Below are 19,532 nucleotides of genomic sequence, written 5' to 3'. Positions count from 1 at the left end.
GGGAGCCCGTGGGCCCCAAGGGGTGTCCGCTATGTGGATCGGGGTGTTTCGGTGGGCGGGACGGCGTCAAGTCGGCGCGGGAGGCCCAGGGTTGAGCGGCGGGTCGGCTCGGCGCCGGGTGCCGGTGACGGCACCGCGAGGCACGCGGGGGCACCCCTCAGGGGTTCGTCCACGCCTCCGGGTCGTCCGCCCGTGCGGCGATCTCGGCGGGCAGGCGGGCCGAGGCGACCTCCGCGAGCGAGACGCCCAGCACCTCTCGGACGCCGGACCGCAGCGCGATCCACAGCGGCAGCAGCGACTCGGCGGGGCCCGTGTACGACAGGTCCGGCGGGCGCTGGCCGCGCACCGACACCAGCGGCCCGTCCACGCAGCGGATGACATCCGCGACCGAGATGGTCTCCGCGGGCCGCGCCAGCCAGTAGCCGCCGCGCCCGCCGCGCTGGCTCTCCACGAGGCCGCCCTTGCGCATGTCGCCGAGGATCCCCTCCAGGAACTTGTGCGAGATGCCCTGCCCCTCGGCGATCGCCTCCGCCTTCAACGGCCCGCCGTCCTCGGCGGCCGCGAGCTGGAGGGCGGCCCGCACGGCGTAATCGGCCCTGGCTGAAATGCGCATGCGGCGCATTATTCCGTACGGCTCCGAGGGGTGCCCGGCACCGGTCGCCCGGGTCCCGCACACGCCGGTGCGGGGTGTCTCCGCGCCGCGTCCGGCCGGGTGGCCGCGGCCGGACGGCCGGGCGGGAACGCCACCGGCCGGTCCTGTCCGCGCCCTTGACGGCGTCCGCCGCCGGTCCGACACTCGGGGCAGGGAATCCGAGCGGACGGGTAGGGAATCGCATGCTGCACGGCGACGGGTTCGACGGCCGGACGGCCCGCCCCTCGCCGCGTCCCCTGCCGCGCCTCCTGGCCCTCACCTCGCGCCGCCATATCGACCTGCTGCGCGTCTGCAGCGCGGCCTGACCGCGCACGTTCGCGCCACGGCCGCCCCTTTCCCCCTTCGGCCTCCCTCTCCCTCTCCCCCTTCCCGTCACTCCGCTGCCGCCGCGCGGGCGTTCCCGTACGCCTCGGCGAAGCCCGCGCGGACCCAGCGCCGAGCCACCCTGGGAGCACCATGCCCGTCGTCGTCCCCTCCTCCCTGCTGCCCGCCGGCTCCGCCGCGCCCGCCTTCCGGGGCCGGATCGGCCGCAGCGCCGACAGCGGCCACTACGCCGTGCCGCACCGCTACCGGCTCCACCTCGCCCCGGCCGACCCCGTCTGTCTGGGCATCGCCGTCACCCACGGACTCCTCGGTCTCGACGCCACCCTCCCGCTGCGGCTCCTCCCCGAACTCCCCGACGCCGCCGACGGCTCGTACGCCCGGCTGCGCCCGCTCTACGAGGCCAGCGCCCACCTCTACACGGGGCCCGCCGCCGCACCCGTCCTCGCCGACACCTGGACCGGGCGGATCGTCAGCACCCACGCCCCCGACATCCTCCGCGACCTCGCCCTCCGCTTCCGGGGCGACGGGCCCGAACTGCTGCCGGAGGAGCACCGCGAGGAGATCGAGGCCCTCGCCGCGCTCTGCGCGGACGGCGTCCACCGGGCCGCACAGCGCGCCGGCTCGCTCGGCCTCGACCCGGAGGCCGGCGCCCGGCGCGAGGCGGAGCGGGCTCTCGGCACGCTCTTCGGCGCCCTCGCCGCCCTCGACGCGCGGCTCACCGGCCGGCCGTACCTCCTCGGGTCCGCCCCGACCCTCGCCGACGTGCACGTGTGGGGCGCGCTGGTGCGTCTCGACACCGTCCACCGCTGGCACCTGGACGCCGCGGCCCTGCACCGCGTCGCCGGGCACCGCGCGCTCTGGGCGTACGCCCAACGGCTCGCCGCCCACCCGGCGTTCGCCCGCCACCTCGACGTGGACGCCGTGCTGCGCCGCCACCGCGCCCACTGCACGGGGCGGGAGGCGGCCGGCGCGGCGATCCGGATCGTCGACTGGGACGCGGCGGGTACGACGGTCCGCTGACGGCCCGCCGTACGAGGGAACCCCGCCGCACCAGGGCTGGGGATCAGGCGGCGCGGCGGCCGGCCAGCGGCGCCGTGTCGTCGCCCGCGCCGGAGCGCACCCCGCGCAGGAACGCCTCCAGGGCCTCCACCGAGCTCGCCCTGGGGGTCCACTCCAGCTCCTCGCGCGCACGGGCGACGGACATCACCGGAGCGTGGCGGAGCAGGTCGAACAGGCCGGGGGAGGCGGGGGCGAGCCGCAGGTGCCAGGCGGCGGCGAGAGCGCCCCGCACCGCGCCCGCCGGGACCCGCACCGGCCGCGCCCCGAACAGCTCGCCGAGCAGCGCCGCGTCCACCACCGGCTCCGCCGCCAGGTTGAACGCGCCCCGCACATCCCTCAGCACGGCCCGCAGATAGGCGTCGGCGGCGTCGTCGGTGTGCAGGACCTGGAAGCGCAGCCCCTCGAACTCCGGCAGCACCGGCAGCAGGTCGGGCCGGACCAGCTGCCCGGGCAGGAAGCGGCCGGCGAAGATCCGGCGCTGCTCGCTCGCCGCCTCCTCCTTGAACAGGAACGCCGGCCGCATCCGGACCACCCGCGTCTGCGGATGGTCGCGCTCGAAGGTGTCCAGGACCCGCTCCACATACGCCTTCTCCCGGCTGTAGGCGGCGCCCGGCCAGCCGTGCGTCGGCCATGCCTCGGAGACCGGCGCGCCGCTCTCCGGGCCGGGGGAGTACGCCCCCACCGAGGAGGCGCAGACAAGCGCCGGCACATGGGCGTCCGCGACCGCGGCGCAGACCCGCAGCGTGCCCTGCACATTGGTGTGCCAGGTCGCCACGGGGTCGTGCGTCGGCTGGAAGCGCCACGCCAGGTGGACGACCGCGTCGGCGTCGGCCACGTAGTGGGCGAGCCGGGGTTCGTCGCCGTCGTCGGACAGGTCCACGGCGGCCCACTCCACGCCCGGCAGCCGCAGCTCCGGCAGCCGGCGGGCGAGCCCCAGGACGGAACCGACCTGCTCGTCGCGGGCCAGTGCCCGCACCACGCTCGTACCCACGTTGCCGGTGGCGCCCGTGACGACCACCCTGAGTCGCGTACTCGGGTTCATGTCTTCGACCCTCCGCCATTCGGGCGGTCCCCGCACCTCGACCCACCCGGCGTGACCGAGCGTGACCGCAGGGGTCGCGCGGGTGGGCCGTCACGCGCACCATGAAGCGACGCACGAGACGGGGGCCGCCACGGAGGAACCCATGCTGCTGCCCGACCGCAACACCGTCGAACGGCTCCTCCGGCACTACCGCGCCCAGGAACGCACCGTCCAGGGCGCCCCCGGCGACCTCTCCCTCCGCCGCCGCTTCGAGGACACCGCGTACACGCTGTGCGTGCTCATGGGCGTCCGCTCGACCCCGGAAGCCCTCCGCGCCGCCGAACGGTACGTCGCCCCGCGGACCGCCGCCCGGGTTCCTCGGTCGCCGCTCTGACTCCGTCCCGGTCCCGCGCGTACGGCAGCGCCGACACGGCGCAGACCACCGCCGCGAGCAGCAGCGCCGCCGGAACGGACCGGGCCGCCACCGGCCCCGCCACCGCCGCGCCCACCGCGAAGCCGGTGATCTTCAGGCCGGCGCCGGTGGTGAACACCCGGCCGCGCAGCCCGTGCGGGGTCTCCTCGTGCCGGACGGCGAACAGGGCGGTCAGCTGCGGGCCCTCGGCTGCGCCCGCCACCGCGAACGCCGCCACGAGGCCCACCGGCCCGCCCGTCGCGGCCAGCGCCCACGCGCCCGCCTGCACCAGGGCTCCGCCCCACAGCACCCGCCCCGGCGGCACCGCGCGGGGCCACCTGGCGTGCAGCGCGGTCGCCGCGAGGGCGGTGGCCGCCGCCACCGAGAGCAGCAGCGCGCCCCGCCCCGAACCCCCCAGCGCCCGCGCCCCGAGCACCGGGAGACAGGCGGCGACCACACCCTGCGCGGTGGCGCAGCCGACCGAGGTGACCGTCGCCCGCAGCAGCGGGCCCCGCCGGAACACGGCCACGACGCCGCCCCCGCCCCGGCGGCCCGGAGGCCGCCGACCGGGCGGGCGGTGGTCCGGCGCGGCGGCGGGCAGCGACCAGGCGACCGGTACCGCCGTCGCGACCAGGGCCGCCGCGAGGACGACCGCCGTCGGCGCCCCGAAGAGCAGCGCGGCGCCGCCGGCGAGCGCGGGACCGGCCAGCGCCGCGAGGGAGAACGTCAGCGCGTCGAGCCCGTGCAGACGGGGCATCCGGTCGGCGGGCGCGATCCGGGGCAGCTGCGCGGTCCAGCCGCCCGAGAGCGCCGGACCCGCCAGCCCGGCGACCACCGCGAGCAGCGCCGTCACCGCGAACGGCAGCCGGCCGAGCCCCAGCAGGATCGCCCCGAGCCCCGCCGCGTGGAGGGAGAGCGCCGCGGCCAGGAGCCGGCCCGGCCGGCGGACCCGGTCCAGGAGCGCGCCGAGCAGGGGGCCGCCCACCGCCGCCGAGACCGTCACGCAGGCGAGCAGCGTCCCCGCCCCCGAGGTCGAGCCGACGGCGGCGAACCCGGCGAGGGCGAGGGCCGGACCGGACATCTCGTCCCCGGTCCTGGCCGCCAGCGCCCCCGTCAGATGGGCGGCGGCGGACGGGAGATGGGCGGCGGCGGACGGGAGACGGGCGGTTCGCGGACGGGTGCGCATGGCGCCCGAGGCTACGGAGGTAACTCAAAACCTCGCAATATGCGTTACATTCGGCCGATGCCCGTCCTTCCCGACCGGTCCACCCGGCACTCCGCCGTCGCCATGGCCCTGCGCACCGCGGCCCTCGTGAACGCGCTGGCCGACCCGACGGCCGGCCCCCGCGAGGTCACCGCCGTGCTCCTCGCGCACGGCGAGCCCCCGCCGGCCGCCGTGACCGACGAGGAGGTCACCCTGCTGCGGGGCGCCGCCGCGCACCTGCGGGAGGTGTTCGCCGCCGGCTCCGCCGACGAGGCCGCCGCGCTCCTCAACTCCCTGCTCGCCGCCCACACCGGCCCCCTCCGGCTCACCTCGCACGGCGGCAGCGCCCCCTGGCACCCGCACGCGGACGCCGACGACGTCGCGCCCTGGACCCCGTGGTTCCTCGCCTCCGGCTGTCTGGCGCTCACCTTCCTCCTCTGGGACCGGCAGGCCCCGCCGGGCCGGACCTGCGCCTCCCCGGCGTGCGGGAACGTGTTCGTCGCCCACGGCAGCGGGCCCGAGCGCCGCTACTGCTCCCGCCGCTGCGCCACCCGGGAGCGGGTGGCCGCGCACCGGCGTTCCCGCACGCCGACGGCCGCCCCCGGCGCGGGCCGGCACCCGGCCGGGGGCGTGGCGGACGCGACCTGATCCGGCGTCGTACCCCGGGGAGGGCCGTCAGGCGCGCACCCGGCGGCGCCAGCTCCACACGACGAGCGCCGCCGCGCAGGCCGAGACGACGAGCGCCAGCGGCAGCGTCACCGACGGGCCCTGGGCCGAGGGTTCCACCGTGGCGGCGGTCCGGGCCGCGGAGGCGGCCTGCGCGGCGCCCGGCGCGCCGGCCCCGCCGCGTACCGACACCGCCCGAGCGTCCACCGGCTCGGTCTCCGCCTTCGGTTCCGCCGTCGGTTCCGCCGTCGGTTCCGCGTTCGGTTCGGGCAGCGTCTCGGGCTCGGGTTCCGGCTTCGGCGACTTCGGCGGCAGCAGCGAGCCGACCGGCCGGACCTTGCCCGCCGCCTCGAAGCCCCAGTCGAGGAGGTCGCGGGCCTCCTCGTACACGGCGAGCCCGCCGCCCGACTGAGGGTTCATCACCGACACGACGAGGGTGCGCTCGCCCCGCCGGGCGGCGGCGACGAGCGTGTTGCCCGCGTTGCTGGTGTAGCCGTTCTTGATGCCGATGATGCCCGGGTAGCGGCCGATGCCGTCCTCGCCGGTGACGAGACGGTTGGTGTTGGCGATGCCGTACGACCACGAGCCCGCCGGGAAGTCGGCGTACGCGGTCGAGCAGTAGCGGGTGAACTCCGGGTCCTGGACACCGGCGCGGCCGAAGACGGCCAGATCGTACGCGGACGAGACCTGGCCCGGCGCGTCGTACCCGTCCGGGGAGACCACGTGCGTGTCCTTGGCCCCCAGCGAGCGGGCCTTGTCCTGCATCTGGCGGGCCACCGACTCCCAGCCGCCGCTCATCGACGCGAGGACGCGCACGGCGTCGTTGCCGGAGCTCAGGAAGACGCCGTTCCACAGGTCGGAGACGCGGTAGGTGTACCCCTCCTTGATGCCGACGAGGCTGCTGCCCTCGCCGATCCCCATCAGTTCCTCGTCGGCCACCGTGTGCTGCTCGGACCCCTCGTGGTACGGCAGCGCGGTCAGCGCGAACAGGGTCTTGAGCGTGCTGGCCGGCGGCAGTTTCCGGTGCGCCGAACGCGCGGCGAGCACCTCGCCGGTCCCCGCGTCGGCCACCACCCACGACAGCGCCGAGACGGAGGGCACGTCCGGCGCGCCGGCCAGGGGCTGCACCTGGGTCCCGGCCCGGTCGAGCCGGGTCTGGTCGACGAACCGCCGCGCGGGAGGGGTCGGTTCGGTGACGGAGCCCGCTCCGAGAGCGGGGGCGGCGGCCGGGGCACGGGGCGGGGTCGCGGCGCCGGCCACGGGGGCGGAGAGCACGAGCAGCATCGCGGCGGAGCCCGCGGCGGCATGGCGAAGGGCTGACGTGACGATCATTCAGCCACCGTAGGAACGCGGCGGGCAAGCGCGCCGGACGGAGTCCGCCACCCGGCCCAAAGAACGCGACGTCGAGCGGCGCGTCGTGCCGCCGGTCGGGTGGTCGTACGAACGCCACCCCCACCACCCGACTGCCCCCCCGTCCGCGCGGCCGCGCCGCCCCCGTCCGCCCGGCCACGCCGCCCCCGGGCGCTCGCCGTCCGTCCGGCCCCCGCCGCTCGCCCGGCGCTGCCCTCTGGGCTCCGCCGTGCGTCCGGCCGTGCTGCCCCCCCCGGCCGCTCGCCGTCCGTCCGGCCCCCGCCGGCTGTCCGGGCGCTGCCCTCCGGGCTCCGCCGTGCGTCCGGCCGCGCTGCCCCCCGGCCGCTCGTCGTCTGTCCGGCCCCCGCCGCTCGCCCGGGCGCTGCCCTCCGGGCTCCGCCGCTCGCCCGGCCGCGCTGCCCCCGGCCGCCGGCCGTCTGTCCGGCCCCCGCCGCTCACCCGGGCGCTGCCCTCCGGCCCCCGCCGTGCGTCCGGCCGCGCCGCCCCCCGGCCGCTCGCCGTCCGTTTGGCCCTTGCCGGCCGGCCGCCCGCCCCCCCGCCCACCCCCGTCCGCCGGCCCGGCGCGGCCGTCGCGTGCGCGGGGCCGGCGCGGGGCGGCCGTTCAAGGCGCGGGGGCGCTCGTTCAGGCGTGGGCCGGGGGTTCAGGCGCGGGGGCGCCCGTTCAGGCGTGGGCCGGGGGTTCAGGCGTGGGGCGCCGGTTCAGGCGCGGCGGCCCCAGTCCGCCGTGGGGATCGTCGCGCCGGGGGTCGGGCCGCCGGGAGGTGGCGTGGGGGAGGCGCGCAGGGTGGAGACGAGGCGGAGCAGCCGGTCCTCGTTCCCCGAGAGGCCGGCCGCGCGCAGCGCCTCGTCGGCCTCCGCCATGGGGTTCGTCAGCATCACCCCCGCGTACGGGGCGAGGCGCGGATCCGTCAGCACGGCCTGAGTGGATTCGAGGAGGCGGAGATACGCCTGGGCCGCGGCGCGCTCGGTGGCGGTGATGGTGGTCATGTCGGGCTCCCTCTCGACGGCTTGACGCACCCCACCCTCTCGTACGGGTCTGACAATGCCCCTCAGGCCCGCCCGCGCACCCGCGTGACGAGCCGCTCCAGGAACGCCCGCTGGCCCGTGACGAGCAGCGGCTCCGCCGCCTCCGGGGTGAACCAGCCCACCCGGTCCACCTCCGGGAACTCGGCCGTGGTGCCCGAACGGGGCGGCCATTCCATGGTGAACGTGCCGGGCACGACGGCCGCCGGATCGAGGTCGCCCTCCACCGCCCACACGGTGACGGTCTTGCCGCCCGCCTGCCGGACCTCCCCGAGGTCGAGCCAGTCGCCGTCCGGGACGGGCAGTCCCAGCTCCTCCCGGAACTCGCGCCGGGCCGCGTCCTCCGGTGCCTCCTCCGGCCCGTACTCGCCCTTCGGCACCGACCAGGCGGCCTCCTCCCGGCGCGCCCAGAACGGCCCGCCCATGTGCCCGATGAGCACCTCGATCCCGCCGCCCGTCCGCCGGAAGAGCAGCAGACCCGCGCTGCGTGTGGCCGTCATGCCGCCAGTCTGCCCGCGCCGCCGCGCCCACGCGCGCGCTGAGGGACCGGCAGGTCCTGGCCGGCGGTCAGGACCCGCCGGTACGGGGCGCGGTCGGCGCCCCGGGCGGAGGCGGCGCCGGGGCGAGGCCCGTGAGGTTCGCCGGCTCCGGCGGCGGTCCGGCCCGGCCGGCGGGACCGGCCAGGTGGGTCAGGACCGCGTCGGCGACCGCGCGGCCCCCGGCGGCGGCGCGGAGCGCCGGGGTGCCGCCGTGCAGGAGGCCGCCCGCCGCGAACACGCCCGGCACGCCGGTCCGCAGGGCCGCGTCCACACAGGGGGCCCGGGTGCCGGGGGTGAGCGGCAGGCCGCCCGAGCGGGCCAGTTCGTGCTCGGGGATCCAGTCGCCGGTGAGCACGAGCGCGTCGCACCGGACCGTGCGCGTCCGCCCGTCCCGGCCGCGTACCGTCACCCCGGTCGGCCTGCCCCGCCCCGTCACCTCCGTCACCACCGTCCGGGTGAGCACGGGGACGCCCCCGACTCCGGCCGGCGGCCGCGCCTCCTCGCACACCACGGCCGCGACCGTGACGCCCGCGCTCCGCAGCGACCGGACGGCGTGTCCGGCCTCCGGACCGCCGCCGACGACCACGGCGCGCCGCCCGATCCGCTCCGGGCGCGGCCCGAAGAGGGCCACCGTCCGCTGGAGCTCACCGGTCGTCAGCACGCCCTCGGGGCGGGTCCCCGGCAGCAGCCGGGCCGGGCGGGCCCGTTCGCGCGCTCCGGTCGCCAGGACCACCGCCCGGGCGGCGATCGTCTCAAGGCCGGTGGGCGCGGTCGTCTCCAGGCGGAGCGGGCCCGCCCAGCCGGTGACCGACACGCCGGTACGCAGCACGGCGCCCGCCCGCAAGGCCGCGCGGACCGTCCGCCGGGCGTAACCGGGGCCGTCCAGGGCGCGGCCCCGCGCGTCCGCGCCGAACCCGGGGCGGACGCAGTGGCGGGGCGCGCCGCCCGCCTCCGGCTCCCGCTCCAGGACCTCGACCCGGCCGGCGCCCGCCGCAGCGAGCCGGGCCGCCGCGGCGAGCCCCGCCGGGCCCGCGCCGACGACCAGCACGTCGACCGCGCGGGCGTTCCGTTCCTGTGTGGGCTGCCGGTTCACCGGTCCTCGTCCCCCTTCCCGTACGTCCCGTGAGCCCCATACATCCCGTACGTCCCGTACTCCTCGAAGAGGGCGCGCAGGGCGGGCCGGCAGTGGCCGCCCTGGCAGCGTCCGGCGCCGGCGCGGGTGCGGCGGCGCAGCCCGTCGAGACCGGCCGGCGGGATGTCCGAGGAGAGCGCGGCCCGCACCTCGCCCCGGGTGACGTGCTCGCAGTGGCAGACGACCGTGCCGAAGGCGGGGTCGCGGGCGATGGCGCCGGCGTCCCGGTACGGGCGGGGGAACGCCTCGCCGAGGTTCGGCATCCGCACCGGCGCGAGCGGGCGCTCAGGACCGGTCCGCAGTCCGCACTCGGCGAGCAGCCCGAGGACGTGTTCGGCGAGCGCGAGGGACGCGGAAAGGCCGGTGGAGCGGATCCCGCCGACCGTGACGTACCGGAGCGCGGGGCGGGCGACGCACTTGTAGTCCTCCTGGCCGGTGGCGGCCCGCAGCCCGGCGTAGGCGGCCGTCACCTCCTCCTCGACGAGCGCCGGCAGGATCCGGGCGCCCCGCTCCCGCAGCCCGGCGAGACCGCCGGCGGTGGTGCCGGTCGCGGTGCGGTCGCCGAGGTCCTCGGCGGTCGGGCCGAGCAGCACGTTCCCGTACACGGTGGGCGCGACGAGGACGCCCTTGCCGAGCGGGCCGGGGACGGGCAGCAGGATGTGCCGTACGAGCGCGCGGGCGGCCTTGTCGTACACGAGCAGCTGGCCGCGCCGGGGCGTGACGGTGAAGTCCCGGACGCCGAGCAGCGCGTCGAAGCGGTCGGCGTACAGTCCGCAGGCGTTGACCAGGTACCGGGCGGTGAGCGGGCCGCGGGTCGTCGTCAGCCGGTGGGGACCTCCGGGGGCGGTGTCGACGCCCGTCACCCGGCGGCCGCGCAGCAGGCGGACGCCGGAGCGGACCGCCTGGGTGGCGTAGGCGAGGGTGGTGGTCCAGGGGCAGATCACCGACTCGCCGGGCACGGCGAGCGCGGCGAGCGCGCCGGGGCCGAGGTGGGGTTCGCGGCGGCGGAGTTCGGCCGCGCCGAGGATCCGGGTGGCGTGGTGGCCGTTGCGGGCGGCCTTGGCGGCGAGGCCGGGGAGCGCGGCCCGCTGCTCCTCGTCCCAGGCGACGAGCAGGGCGCCGACGGGCTCGACGGGGATCCCTGCCTCGGCGGCGTAGCCGGAGAGGAGCCGGTGGCCCGCGCGGACGAGACCGGCCTCCAGGGTGCCGGGAGTGGCGTCGAAGCCGGTGTGGAGGATCGCGGTGTTGGCCTTGGAGGTCCCCTCGCCGACGTCGTCCGCGGCCTCGACGAGCGCGACCCGCAGCCGGTAGCGCGCGAGCGCGCGGGCGATCGCACACCCCACGACCCCGGCCCCCACGACGACGACGTCGAACACCTCCCCGGCCCGTCCGGTCACCTCCCCGGCCCGTCCCGTCACTTCCCCGGCCGGTCCCGTCACTTCCCCGGCCGGTCCCGGCAGCGCCCCGCGTCGTCCGTCGTGCCCGGGGCCGTCCCCGGCGGACCCGGTCCCTCCCTGTGAGGCCGCGCCGCCGTCCCGCGCGCGCCCCGCCCGGCCCGGCAGCGCCCCGCGTCCGCCGGCGCGCCCGGAGCGGGTGTCCTCCGTGCCGCCCGCCGGGCGTCGCCCGCTCCGGGTCACGCCGGCGTCCCCGGCGTCCCCGGCGTCCCCGGGCGGGGGTCCCCGCCGTGGGGCGCGGGGCGGGTCAGCAGGGCCGCGACTTCGGCGCGGAAGCGGCCGAGGCGTTCCGCCGCCTCGTCCGCCGAGATGGCGGGTTCGTACACGGCGGACGGCTTCCAGGGCGGTACGGCCTCCGGCACGGTGAGCCCCGGTTCGTGCCCGAGGCGGGCCGTCGCGCCGACGCCGAGGGCCGTGGCGTCCGGCAGCACGGCCACCTCCACCGGCAGCTGGAGCAGGTCCGCCTGGGTCTGCATGAGGAGGGCCGAGCGGGTCAGGCCGCCGTCGGCGCGCAGGGAGTCGAGCGGGGCGCCCCGGTCGGTGGCGGCCGCCGCGGCGAGCTCGACGACCTGCGCGGCGATGCCCTCGACCAGGGCCCGCACCAGCTGCCCGCGGCCGGTGTCGAGCCCGAGGCCGGTGAGGGTGCCACGGGCCTCGCCGCGCCACCAGGGGGCGGCGAGCCCGGCGAGGGCGGGGACGAAGGTGACGCCGCCGCTGTCGGGCACCGAGCCGCCGACGGCGTCCAGGTCTCCCGCGCCGGAGACGACCCCGAGGTCGGTGAGCCAGCGGACGGCGGACGCGACCGTGTACACCTGCCCGTCGAGGCAGTGCTCGGTACGGCCCCGCAGCCGCCAGGCCACGCAGCCGACGAGTCCGGTGGTGGTGCGGCGGGGGACGGGCCCGGTGCGGGCGAGCAGGAACGCCCCGGTGCCGTAGGTGCACTTGGCGGCGGCCGGCGCGGTGGCGCTCTGCGCGAGGAGGGCGGCCTGCTGGTCGACGACGAGCCCGGTGAGGGGGAGGCGGGGGCCGAACGCCGTGGTGGTGCCGACCGGTTCGTCGCAGTCGACGATCCGGGGCAGCCGCTCGCCGCCGAGCCCGTAGAGGTCGAGGGCGGGCGCGGACCAGGCGACGGCGGTCGGATCGAGAAGCCCGGTGCGGCCCGCGGTGGCCGCGTCGGTGACGAAGGCGCCCGTCAGCCGGTGGACGAGCCAGGCGTCGCTCGTCGTCACCACCCCGGCGCCGGTCGCGTGCCGACGGATCCAGGCCATCTTCGGCGCGGCGAAGTAGGGATCGACGGGCAGGCCCGTCAGCGCGGTCAGCTCCTCCTCGTGGGGCGCCAGTTCCGCGCACAGGCCGGCCGCTCTGCGGTCCTGCCAGACCAGCGCGTCGGTGAGGGGTTCGCCGGTGGCCGGGTCCCAGGCGAGGACCGTCTCGCCCTGGTTGGCGAGGCCCACGGCGACCACCGGGACGCCCGCCTCGGCGAGTGCCGCGCGGCCCGCCGCGACCACGGAACCGTACAGCTCGCCGGGGTCCACCTCGACCCGTCCGCCCGGCAGATGGCGCGGTCTGACCGGCGCGGTGCCGGTGCCGAGGACACCGCGCAGGGGGCACAGGACGAGCGCCTTCGTGCCGGAGGTGCCTTGGTCGACGGCGAGTACCGGGCCGCCCGTCATGAACCTGCTCCCGTCCTGGGGTCCGCCGGACGCGCCCGGGGGAGGCCCGCCGGGCCGCCGCCGGGTGATCGTCCGGTCACGGAAAGGGGTCAGGTTCGCGGGCGGACGGCGGCCCGTCAAGTCCTCCCGGACGAAGCCGTCAGGTCGGCGGCCCCCACCCGGCGACACGTCAAAGGCGGTCGCTGGCCTGATAGTTGCGGTCAAGAAGATGATCCGGACGATCACCTTCGGTCGCGCCTATAGTGGGCGCCGCTCGCCGACGGACCGCGGGCCGTTCGCCGACCGCCCGCGCCCGACCGAGGACCGATGACCACGCCCACCGCCCGGCCCGCCCCGCCCGGCACCGTCCGCTGATGCCCGGCGGCGGCTTCCGGCCCGTCTTCCACCCGGCGGGCCACGACCACGCCCTGCGCCACGCGCTCCAGGACCTGCGCACCGGCCGCTGGGGCGAGATGGCACGGCTCCTGGAGGAGACGGCCGACGGGGAGCGCTGGGACGAGTGGACCCGCCGCACGCAGATCCTCGCCACCGTCGCCGCCGGCACCGACGTCGTCCACGCCTGGCGCGCCGAGGAGCCCGCGAGCCCCGCCGCGGCCGTGATGCACGGCCGGGTCGCCGTCGAACGCGCGGTCCGCGCCCACCGCGCGGCGCACGCCGGCACCCGCGTGCTCCTCCGGGAGGCGTGGGACGCCTGCCGGGTGGCCGCCGACCACGCCCCCGCCGACCCGGTGCCCTGGATCGGGCTCCTCGCCCTCGCCGCCCTCGACGCCCGCCGGCCGGGCCCCGACCACCGCGTCCCGCCGCCCGCGCCGATGCTGCCGCCCGGCCCCTGGGGGCTGCTCGCCGAGGCCGAGAAGCGGGACCCGTACAACCGCGAGGCGTACCACCGCATGCTCCAGTACCTCTACGCGCGCCGCGACGGGCCGCTGTCCGAGGCCGTCAACTTCGCCCAGTGGGCGGCCTCCACGGCTCCCCGGGGCTCCGCCCTGCACGCCCTTCCGCTCTACGTGCGGGTCGAACGCTACCGGCGCGACAAGGGCCACCAGCACGCGCTCGACCTGCACTGGGTCGCCGAGGACGCGGTGCGCGAGGCGCGCCGGGCGATGGATTCCTGGTTCCTCTTCTGCGCCGTGCCCGAGGCGTCCCAGCCGGACCTCAACCACCTGGCGCACGCGCTCTACGGCGCGCTGCGCTTCCCCGACGCGGCCCGCGTCTTCGAGGCCCTCGGCCCGTACTACACGCCCGTGCCCTGGGCCGACCGCACCCCGCGCCCGGACGACCGCGCCCTCGCCGAGGAGGTCTTCCTGCGCGCCCGCGCCCGCTGCCTCGCCGACTGAGCCGGCGACGCCCCGGCGGCGGACCGAGGTTGCCTCTCCGGTCGCCTTCCGACAGCCCAGCCCAGCCCAGCCCAGCCCAGTCCGTTCCGCTCCGTCCCTTCCCGTCCCCCGGAGGTTCCCCGATGTCCCGCACCGCCCCCACGGACGCGCCCCGCAAGCCGTCCGCCGACGCGTTACCCGACGAGGAGGCCCGGCTGCGCGAGCTGGGCTACCAGCCGGTGCTGGCCCGCCGGATGGGCGGCTTCGGCAACTTCGCCATCAGCTTCTCGGTCATCTCCGTGCTCTCCGGCTGCATGACCCTGTACGGCTTCGGGCTCGGCACCGGCGGCCCGGCCGTCATGCTCTGGGGCTGGGCCGGCGTCGGCCTCTTCGTCCTCTGCGTCGGCCTCGCCCTCGCCGAGGTCACCAGCGCCTACCCCACCTCCGGGGCGCTCTACTACATGGCCGACCGGCTCGGCGGGCGCCGCTGGGGCTGGTACACCGGCTGGCTCAACCTGCTCGGTCTGCTCGGCGCCATCGCCGGCATCGACTACGGCGCCGCCCTCTTCACCGGCGCCTTCCTCAACCTCCAGTGGGGCTTCACGCCCACCCCCGGCTCCACCTTCCTGATCTTCCTGGTGATCCTGCTGCTCCACGCCGTCCTCAACCTCTTCGGCGTCCGCCTCGTCAGCGTGCTCAACTCGATCAGCGTGTGGTGGCACCTGGCCGGCGTCGCCGTGATCGTCGGCGCGCTCGCGATCGTCCCCGACCGCCACCAGTCGGCCGGCTTCGTCCTCACCGAGTTCGTCAACGACACCGGCTGGGCCAACCCGTTCTACGTCGCCGCGATCGGGCTGCTCCTCGCCCAGTACACCTTCTCCGGCTACGACGCCTCCGCCCACCTCTCCGAGGAGACCGCCAACGCCTCCGTCACGGCGGCCAGGGGCATCGTCCGGGCCATCTGGGTCTCCTGGATCGCCGGCTTCGCGCTCCTCGCCGGGCTCACCTTCGCCATCCAGGACTACGCGGGCACCGTCGGCACCGCCACCGGCGTCCCGCCCGCCCAGATCTTCCTCGACGCCCTCGGCACCGGCGGCGCCACCGCCCTGCTCCTGGTCGTCATCGTCGCCCAGCTGTTCTGCGGCAACGCCGAGGTCGCCGCCGCGAGCCGCATGGTCTTCGCGTTCAGCCGCGACAACGCTTTGCCCGCCTCCGCCACCTGGCGGAAGGTCAGCCGCCGCACCCGGACCCCCGTCCCGGCCGTCTGGCTCTCCGTCGGCGCCGCCGCCGTGATCGCCCTGCCGTCGCTGTACTCGGCCACCGCGTACGGCGCGGTCACCGCGATCAACGTCATCGGCATCACCCCCGCCTACGCCATCCCGATCTACCTGCGGCTGCGGGCCGGGCGCGCCTTCACGCCCGGCCCGTGGAGCCTCGGCCGCTGGAGCCGGCCGATCGGCATGGTCGCGGTCGGCTGGGTCGCGGTGGTGACCGTCCTCTTCTGCCTGCCCCAGAAGAGTCCGGTGACCGTCGACACCATGAACTACGCGGTGATCGCCCTCGCCGTCGTCCTGCTCCTGGCGACCGTCTGGTGGTACGTCGCCCGGCGCTCGTACGGCACGCCGACGCCGTACGGCGGCAGCGCCCGCGAGGAGGCGGACATCGCGGAGGGGATCGTCTGACGGCCGCGGGTCCGGGCGGTCAGAGGCTGTACTCGTACGTCCAGGCCGCCTCCTGGGCCGAGAAGTCGATGTCCGTGACCTCCAGGACGTGCCCGTGCTGATCGCTCACCACCCGGTGGACGCTCAGCCGGGCCGCGCCGCCCGCCGTCGTCCCCGCGGCGCCGGCCGGCACCCGGACCGACTCCCGGTGGGTGGCCCGCAGCCCCGCCTGGTGCATCCAGTGGTAGAGCAGCCGCAGATCGGGCTGGCTGACGCAGGGCCGGGCCCGCCGGTAGCGGGCCAGCTGCGGGATCTCGTCCAGGGCCGGCCGGGAGAACCAGGACACCGCCCGCTGGAGCTCCCGGCCCTGCGGGGCCAGCACCCGGTGACGGTGGACCAGCGTCGGCTCGCCCGGCGCCAGGTGGAGCCGCGAGGCGAGCCCCGCGGGCGGTGGCTCCCAGCCGAGCGAGGCCCGCACCAGGGCCTCCGCCGCGCGCGGACCGCCCGGGAAGACGGGCCGCGCGGCGCACGGCGCCGGTGGCGGTCCGGGCGGCGCGGCCCCTTCGGGCTCCGCCCCGGCCGCGGCGAAGGTGCCGCGCCGGTCGGTGACCACCAGCCGCTCCTCGCGCAGCAGTTGGAGCGCGCTGCGGACGGTCTGGCGGTTCACGTGGTACCGCTGCGCCAGGGAACGCTCCGAGGGGAGCCGGCCGCCGGGGACCAGAGCCCTGCGGGCGAGATCGTCCCTCAGGGCGGCGGCGACCTTCAGATAGCGCGGGACCTCCCCGTCGGGGGGATCGGACTCGGGCCGGGAATCGGGCCGGTGGACGGGCCGGAGCCCGAACTGGGAATCGGGCCGGGAATCGGGTACGGCTTCGGGTACGGCCATGATCAACCCCTTCTTCGCTCAGCGTGACAGCGTGGGCCGTATGGGTGATCAATTCCTATCATTGGTCTAAACCATTTCGCTAGGGCGGCCGTGCAGAGTGGCCGAAACCCGCGCCGCACCCTGTAATGGGGACCAGGCGACAGGACCGGCCGATGCCGGCGGCGGAACAGGGGTGAGGCCGGATGACGACGCCCTCGGAGCACGCCCACCGTGGCCGCGCGGCCCGCAAGCGGGTCCCGCGCTCCTCGCACGGGCGCTGGATACCGAGCTCCCAGCGCCCCGACCCGCTGACCGTCCTGGAGCGCCAGGCCGCCGACCGGCTGCCCGACCTCGCGCCCGTGCGGTACGGCAGGATGGCCGCCTCGCCCTTCGCGTTCCTGCGCGGCGCCGCCGCCGTCATGGCCGCCGACCTCGCCGCCACCCGCAACACCGGGCTCACCGTCCAGCTCTGCGGCGACGCCCACCTGCTCAACTTCGGCGTCTACGCCTCACCCGAACGGGCGCTCCTCTTCGACGTCAACGACTTCGACGAGACCCTGCCCGGACCCTTCGAGTGGGACGTCAAGCGCCTTGCCGCCAGCGTCACCGTCGCCGCACTCCAGAACGGCGGCTCCCGGAGCAAGGCCCACCGCGCCGCGCTCGTCGCCGCCGAGTCGTACCGGACCACCATGCGGCGCCTCGCCGGGCTCGGTGAGCTCACCGTCTGGTACGAGCGGATCGACGCCGACGAGCTGGCCGGCCTCGTCCGCCGCCGCGAACGCGAGCGGGTGGCCCGCGGCCTCGCCAAGGCCCGCCGCCGCACCAGCCTCCAGGCCCTCGACAAGCTCACCGTCCCCGACGGCGACGGCGGCCGGCGGATCGCCGAGGACCCGCCGCTCCTGGAGCGGGTCGCCGATCTGGACCGGGTCACCCTCGGCAAGATCTTCAGCGACTACCGCAGCTCGCTCTCCGAGGAGCGCCGCCTCCTCCTCGACCGCTACCGCTTCCGCGACGCCGCCCGCAAGGTCGTCGGCGTCGGCAGCGTCGGCACCCGCTGCTTCGTCGTCCTCCTCGAAGGCCGGGACGAACGCGACCCGCTCATCCTCCAGATCAAGGAGGCGGGCCGCTCGGTCCTGGAGGCGTACCTGCCGCCCACCGCCTACCCCCACCAGGGCCGGCGCGTCGTCTGCGGCCAGCGCCTCACCCAGGCCGCCAGCGACATCTTCCTCGGCTGGATGACCGGCCCCGAGGAGCGCCACTTCTACTGGCGCCAGCTGCGCGACATGAAGGGCTCCGCCGAGGTCGAGACGATGACCCCCTCGATGCTGCGGGAGTACGCCCGGCTGTGCGGGCGCGCCCTGGCCCGCGCCCACGCCCGCTCGGGCGACCGCATCGCCATCGCCGCCTACCTGGGCTCCTCCGACGTCTTCGACCGCGCGGTCGCCGACTTCTCCCTCGCCTACGCGGGGCAGAACGCCGACGACTACGCGAGCCTCGGCGCCGCGATCGCCGCCGGCATGGTCACGGCGGCCCCGGGGGTCTGACCCCGGAGCCGCCGTCGCCCTGGTGGGCCCCCGTCGCCCTGTCGCCCCCTCGTCAGCCGCCGAGGCGCAGCGGAGGCTCCGCCGGGGTCTCCGGTACCGGCGAGAACAGCGCGGCCCGCAGCACCGACGGGGCGAACAGGCTGGTCAGCGGAGCCGACAGCGTCAGCACCGCGCGGAACGGCACGCCGACGACGGCGTCGCCCGCCGCCCGTTCCTGCACCCGCGCCAGGTACCACCCGGTCACCCGGTCCGTCGGCTTCGACCGGGCCGCGTCGCCCGTCGCGCCCGGCATCTTCTTGTCCGCGCCCGCCGAGATGTCCCACGCCTGCCGGGACGCGTCGAGCAGCGCCCGCTGCACCCGCCGGGTGGACGGCACCCGCCGGGTGTCCGCGAGCGCCCGGCGCAGCGCCACGGCGCCGAGCGCGGCGGTCGCCATGCCCTGCCCGTAGATCGGGTTGAACGCGCACAGGGCGTCGCCGGTGGCGAGGAAGCCCGCCGGGCGGCGGCCCGGACGGTCGTACCGGCGGCGGATGTTGGCGGTCTGCCGGAAGCCGTGCGCCGGTGTGACCGGCTCCGCGCCGGCCACCCACTCGCTGATCACCGGGTGCGGGAACCGCTTCGCGTACTCCTCGAACTCGCCCTCGTCGGTGGGGGGTTCGTCGCCGCGCAGACCCGAGAAGGTGACCATGTGGTGCCCGTCGCCGAGCGGGACGATCACTCCGCCGTACGGCTGCCGGGGGCCGGGCACGATGTAGTAGCCGAGCGCGTCCGTGGCCGGCACGGCGTCCGTCGCCTTGTAGATCCGCGAGCTGTAGGCGAGACCGGTGTCGAGGGTCTCCTCGTGCGGTGCCTCGGCGCCGATCGCGGCCAGCCAGTCCGCCGCCTTCGTGGACCGGCCCGAGGCGTCCACCACCAGGTCGGCGGCGAGCGTACGGGGCTCCTGCCCCGTGCCCGCGCCGCGCTCCCGCAGACGGACGCCGGTGACCCGCGCGGCGGTGCCGGTCAGGCCCACCGTCTCGGTGCCCTCCACGAGCGTGATGCGGGGATCGGCCAGCACGCGCCGCCGCACCAGCCATTCCAGCTGCGGCCGGGGGCCGCTGTAGAAGTGCGCGGAGGCGGGCAGCCGGGTGAACCACTGGCCGGCCTGCCACTGGACCATGTCGGTCGGCATCGCCACCTTGGGCGCGCCGAGCTCCCGCAGTTCGTCCATGAAGCCGGGCAGCAGTTCGTCGATCGCCTGCTGGCCGCCCTCGATGAGCACGTGCAGGTGCCGGCCCTGCGGCACTCCGGGCCGGGCGTCCGGCCCCTCCGGCAGCCGGTCGCGCTCGACGACGGTGACCCGTTCCGCGTGTTCGGCGAGGACCCGCGCCGCCAGGAGTCCGGCGAGACTTCCCCCGATGACCACCGCGTGACGTGTCCCGCGGTGCCCCAAGTCGTCGGCCATACCCGCCCTTTCGTGTCGTGGACAAGACGTGGTACCGACCAGTATCCACGGCGGGGAGGGAGCGCACCGGCGCGCGGCGGGGGCGGAAGGGCGCGGGGCGGGGGCGCGAACGGCGTGCCGCCCGGGCTGCTTCAGGCCCCGGCGTCCTCCCTCGCCGCCGTTCCGGACGAGG

18 protein-coding genes are annotated in these 19,532 nt (G+C 77.2%); 7 read left to right on the top strand and 11 right to left on the bottom strand.

Annotated features, from left to right (window positions below; genetic code table 11):
* Window positions 1-157: 157 nt before the first annotated feature.
* A complete protein-coding gene (locus ACIGHB_RS12205; RefSeq protein ID WP_360320333.1) occupies window positions 158-613 on the bottom strand; it encodes an Rrf2 family transcriptional regulator in 456 nt (151 codons plus the stop codon).
* Between the two features lie 221 nt (window positions 614-834).
* Between ACIGHB_RS12205 and ACIGHB_RS12200 the strand changes: the two genes are divergently transcribed.
* Both ACIGHB_RS12200 and ACIGHB_RS12195 read left to right on the top strand, forming a co-directional pair.
* Complete coding sequence (locus ACIGHB_RS12200; protein WP_360320336.1) at window positions 835-957, top strand: hypothetical protein; 123 nt, start codon at window positions 835-837, stop codon at window positions 955-957.
* A gap of 151 nt (window positions 958-1,108) precedes the next feature.
* Window positions 1,109-1,996, top strand: a complete 888-nt coding sequence (locus tag ACIGHB_RS12195) for a glutathione S-transferase C-terminal domain-containing protein (RefSeq protein ID WP_399912089.1) — start codon at window positions 1,109-1,111, stop codon at window positions 1,994-1,996.
* A gap of 43 nt (window positions 1,997-2,039) precedes the next feature.
* Here ACIGHB_RS12195 and ACIGHB_RS12190 read toward each other — a convergent pair whose 3' ends face one another.
* Window positions 2,040-3,077 carry an NAD-dependent epimerase/dehydratase family protein gene (locus tag ACIGHB_RS12190; protein ID WP_399912086.1) on the bottom strand — a complete coding sequence of 346 codons (1,038 nt, stop codon included), beginning with the start codon at window positions 3,075-3,077 and terminating at the stop codon, window positions 2,040-2,042.
* A gap of 142 nt (window positions 3,078-3,219) precedes the next feature.
* On the opposite strand from ACIGHB_RS12190, the gene ACIGHB_RS12185 reads away from it, so the two are divergent.
* Window positions 3,220-3,450 (top strand): DUF5133 domain-containing protein, encoded by a 231-nt coding sequence (locus ACIGHB_RS12185; protein ID WP_360320345.1) that lies wholly within the window; start codon window positions 3,220-3,222, stop codon window positions 3,448-3,450.
* Here ACIGHB_RS12185 and ACIGHB_RS12180 read toward each other — a convergent pair.
* Window positions 3,356-4,654 carry an MFS transporter gene (locus ACIGHB_RS12180; protein ID WP_399912082.1) on the bottom strand — a complete coding sequence of 433 codons (1,299 nt, stop codon included), beginning with the start codon at window positions 4,652-4,654 and terminating at the stop codon, window positions 3,356-3,358. The genes ACIGHB_RS12185 and ACIGHB_RS12180 overlap by 95 nt on opposite strands.
* A 57-nt stretch (window positions 4,655-4,711) precedes the next feature.
* On the opposite strand from ACIGHB_RS12180, the gene ACIGHB_RS12175 reads away from it, so the two are divergent.
* Complete coding sequence (locus ACIGHB_RS12175) at window positions 4,712-5,320, top strand: CGNR zinc finger domain-containing protein (protein WP_399912079.1); 609 nt, start codon at window positions 4,712-4,714, stop codon at window positions 5,318-5,320.
* 27 nt (window positions 5,321-5,347) lie between these two features.
* Here ACIGHB_RS12175 and ACIGHB_RS12170 read toward each other — a convergent pair whose 3' ends face one another.
* The 6 genes from ACIGHB_RS12170 to ACIGHB_RS12145 all read right to left on the bottom strand — a co-directional run bounded on the left by ACIGHB_RS12170 (window position 5,348) and on the right by ACIGHB_RS12145 (window position 12,530).
* Entirely contained in the window at window positions 5,348-6,670 is a 1,323-nt protein-coding gene (locus ACIGHB_RS12170; protein ID WP_399912077.1) for a D-alanyl-D-alanine carboxypeptidase family protein, read from the bottom strand.
* Window positions 6,671-7,408: 738 nt separating this feature from the next.
* On the bottom strand, window positions 7,409-7,696 hold the full coding sequence (locus ACIGHB_RS12165) for a hypothetical protein (protein WP_388869384.1): 288 nt from the start codon (window positions 7,694-7,696) through the stop codon (window positions 7,409-7,411).
* A gap of 62 nt (window positions 7,697-7,758) precedes the next feature.
* Entirely contained in the window at window positions 7,759-8,232 is a 474-nt protein-coding gene (locus ACIGHB_RS12160; RefSeq protein WP_399912072.1) for an NUDIX domain-containing protein, read from the bottom strand.
* A 67-nt stretch (window positions 8,233-8,299) separates the two neighbouring features.
* A complete protein-coding gene (locus ACIGHB_RS12155) occupies window positions 8,300-9,364 on the bottom strand; it encodes an FAD-dependent oxidoreductase (protein WP_399912069.1) in 1,065 nt (354 codons plus the stop codon).
* Window positions 9,361-10,800: an FAD-dependent oxidoreductase gene (locus tag ACIGHB_RS12150; RefSeq protein WP_399912066.1), complete on the bottom strand. Its 1,440-nt coding sequence runs from the start codon at window positions 10,798-10,800 to the stop codon at window positions 9,361-9,363. The genes ACIGHB_RS12155 and ACIGHB_RS12150 overlap by 4 nt, the downstream gene beginning before the upstream one ends.
* Window positions 10,801-11,036: 236 nt before the next feature.
* Window positions 11,037-12,530 (bottom strand): FGGY family carbohydrate kinase, encoded by a 1,494-nt coding sequence (locus ACIGHB_RS12145; protein WP_399912063.1) that lies wholly within the window; start codon window positions 12,528-12,530, stop codon window positions 11,037-11,039.
* 353 nt (window positions 12,531-12,883) lie between these two features.
* Here ACIGHB_RS12145 and ACIGHB_RS12140 point away from each other — a divergent pair, with 353 nt between their 5' ends.
* Complete coding sequence (locus ACIGHB_RS12140) at window positions 12,884-13,867, top strand: hypothetical protein (protein ID WP_360316517.1); 984 nt, start codon at window positions 12,884-12,886, stop codon at window positions 13,865-13,867.
* Between the two features lie 122 nt (window positions 13,868-13,989).
* Window positions 13,990-15,528: an amino acid permease gene (locus ACIGHB_RS12135; protein WP_399912059.1), complete on the top strand. Its 1,539-nt coding sequence runs from the start codon at window positions 13,990-13,992 to the stop codon at window positions 15,526-15,528.
* Window positions 15,529-15,547: 19 nt separating this feature from the next.
* Here ACIGHB_RS12135 and ACIGHB_RS12130 read toward each other — a convergent pair whose 3' ends face one another.
* Window positions 15,548-16,393: a GntR family transcriptional regulator gene (locus ACIGHB_RS12130; protein WP_388867932.1), complete on the bottom strand. Its 846-nt coding sequence runs from the start codon at window positions 16,391-16,393 to the stop codon at window positions 15,548-15,550.
* Window positions 16,394-16,575: 182 nt separating this feature from the next.
* Here ACIGHB_RS12130 and ACIGHB_RS12125 point away from each other — a divergent pair, with 182 nt between their 5' ends.
* Window positions 16,576-17,916, top strand: a complete 1,341-nt coding sequence (locus tag ACIGHB_RS12125) for a DUF2252 domain-containing protein (RefSeq protein ID WP_360316526.1) — start codon at window positions 16,576-16,578, stop codon at window positions 17,914-17,916.
* A 52-nt stretch (window positions 17,917-17,968) separates the two neighbouring features.
* Here ACIGHB_RS12125 and ACIGHB_RS12120 read toward each other — a convergent pair whose 3' ends face one another.
* A complete protein-coding gene (locus tag ACIGHB_RS12120) occupies window positions 17,969-19,360 on the bottom strand; it encodes an FAD-dependent oxidoreductase (RefSeq protein WP_399912054.1) in 1,392 nt (463 codons plus the stop codon).
* Window positions 19,361-19,532 lie beyond the last annotated feature (172 nt).

The organism is Streptomyces sp. NPDC085460, from assembly GCF_044541975.1.
Taxonomy (GTDB): Bacteria; Actinomycetota; Actinomycetes; order Streptomycetales; family Streptomycetaceae; genus Streptomyces.
This window is presented reverse-complemented; position numbering and strand designations above follow the sequence as displayed.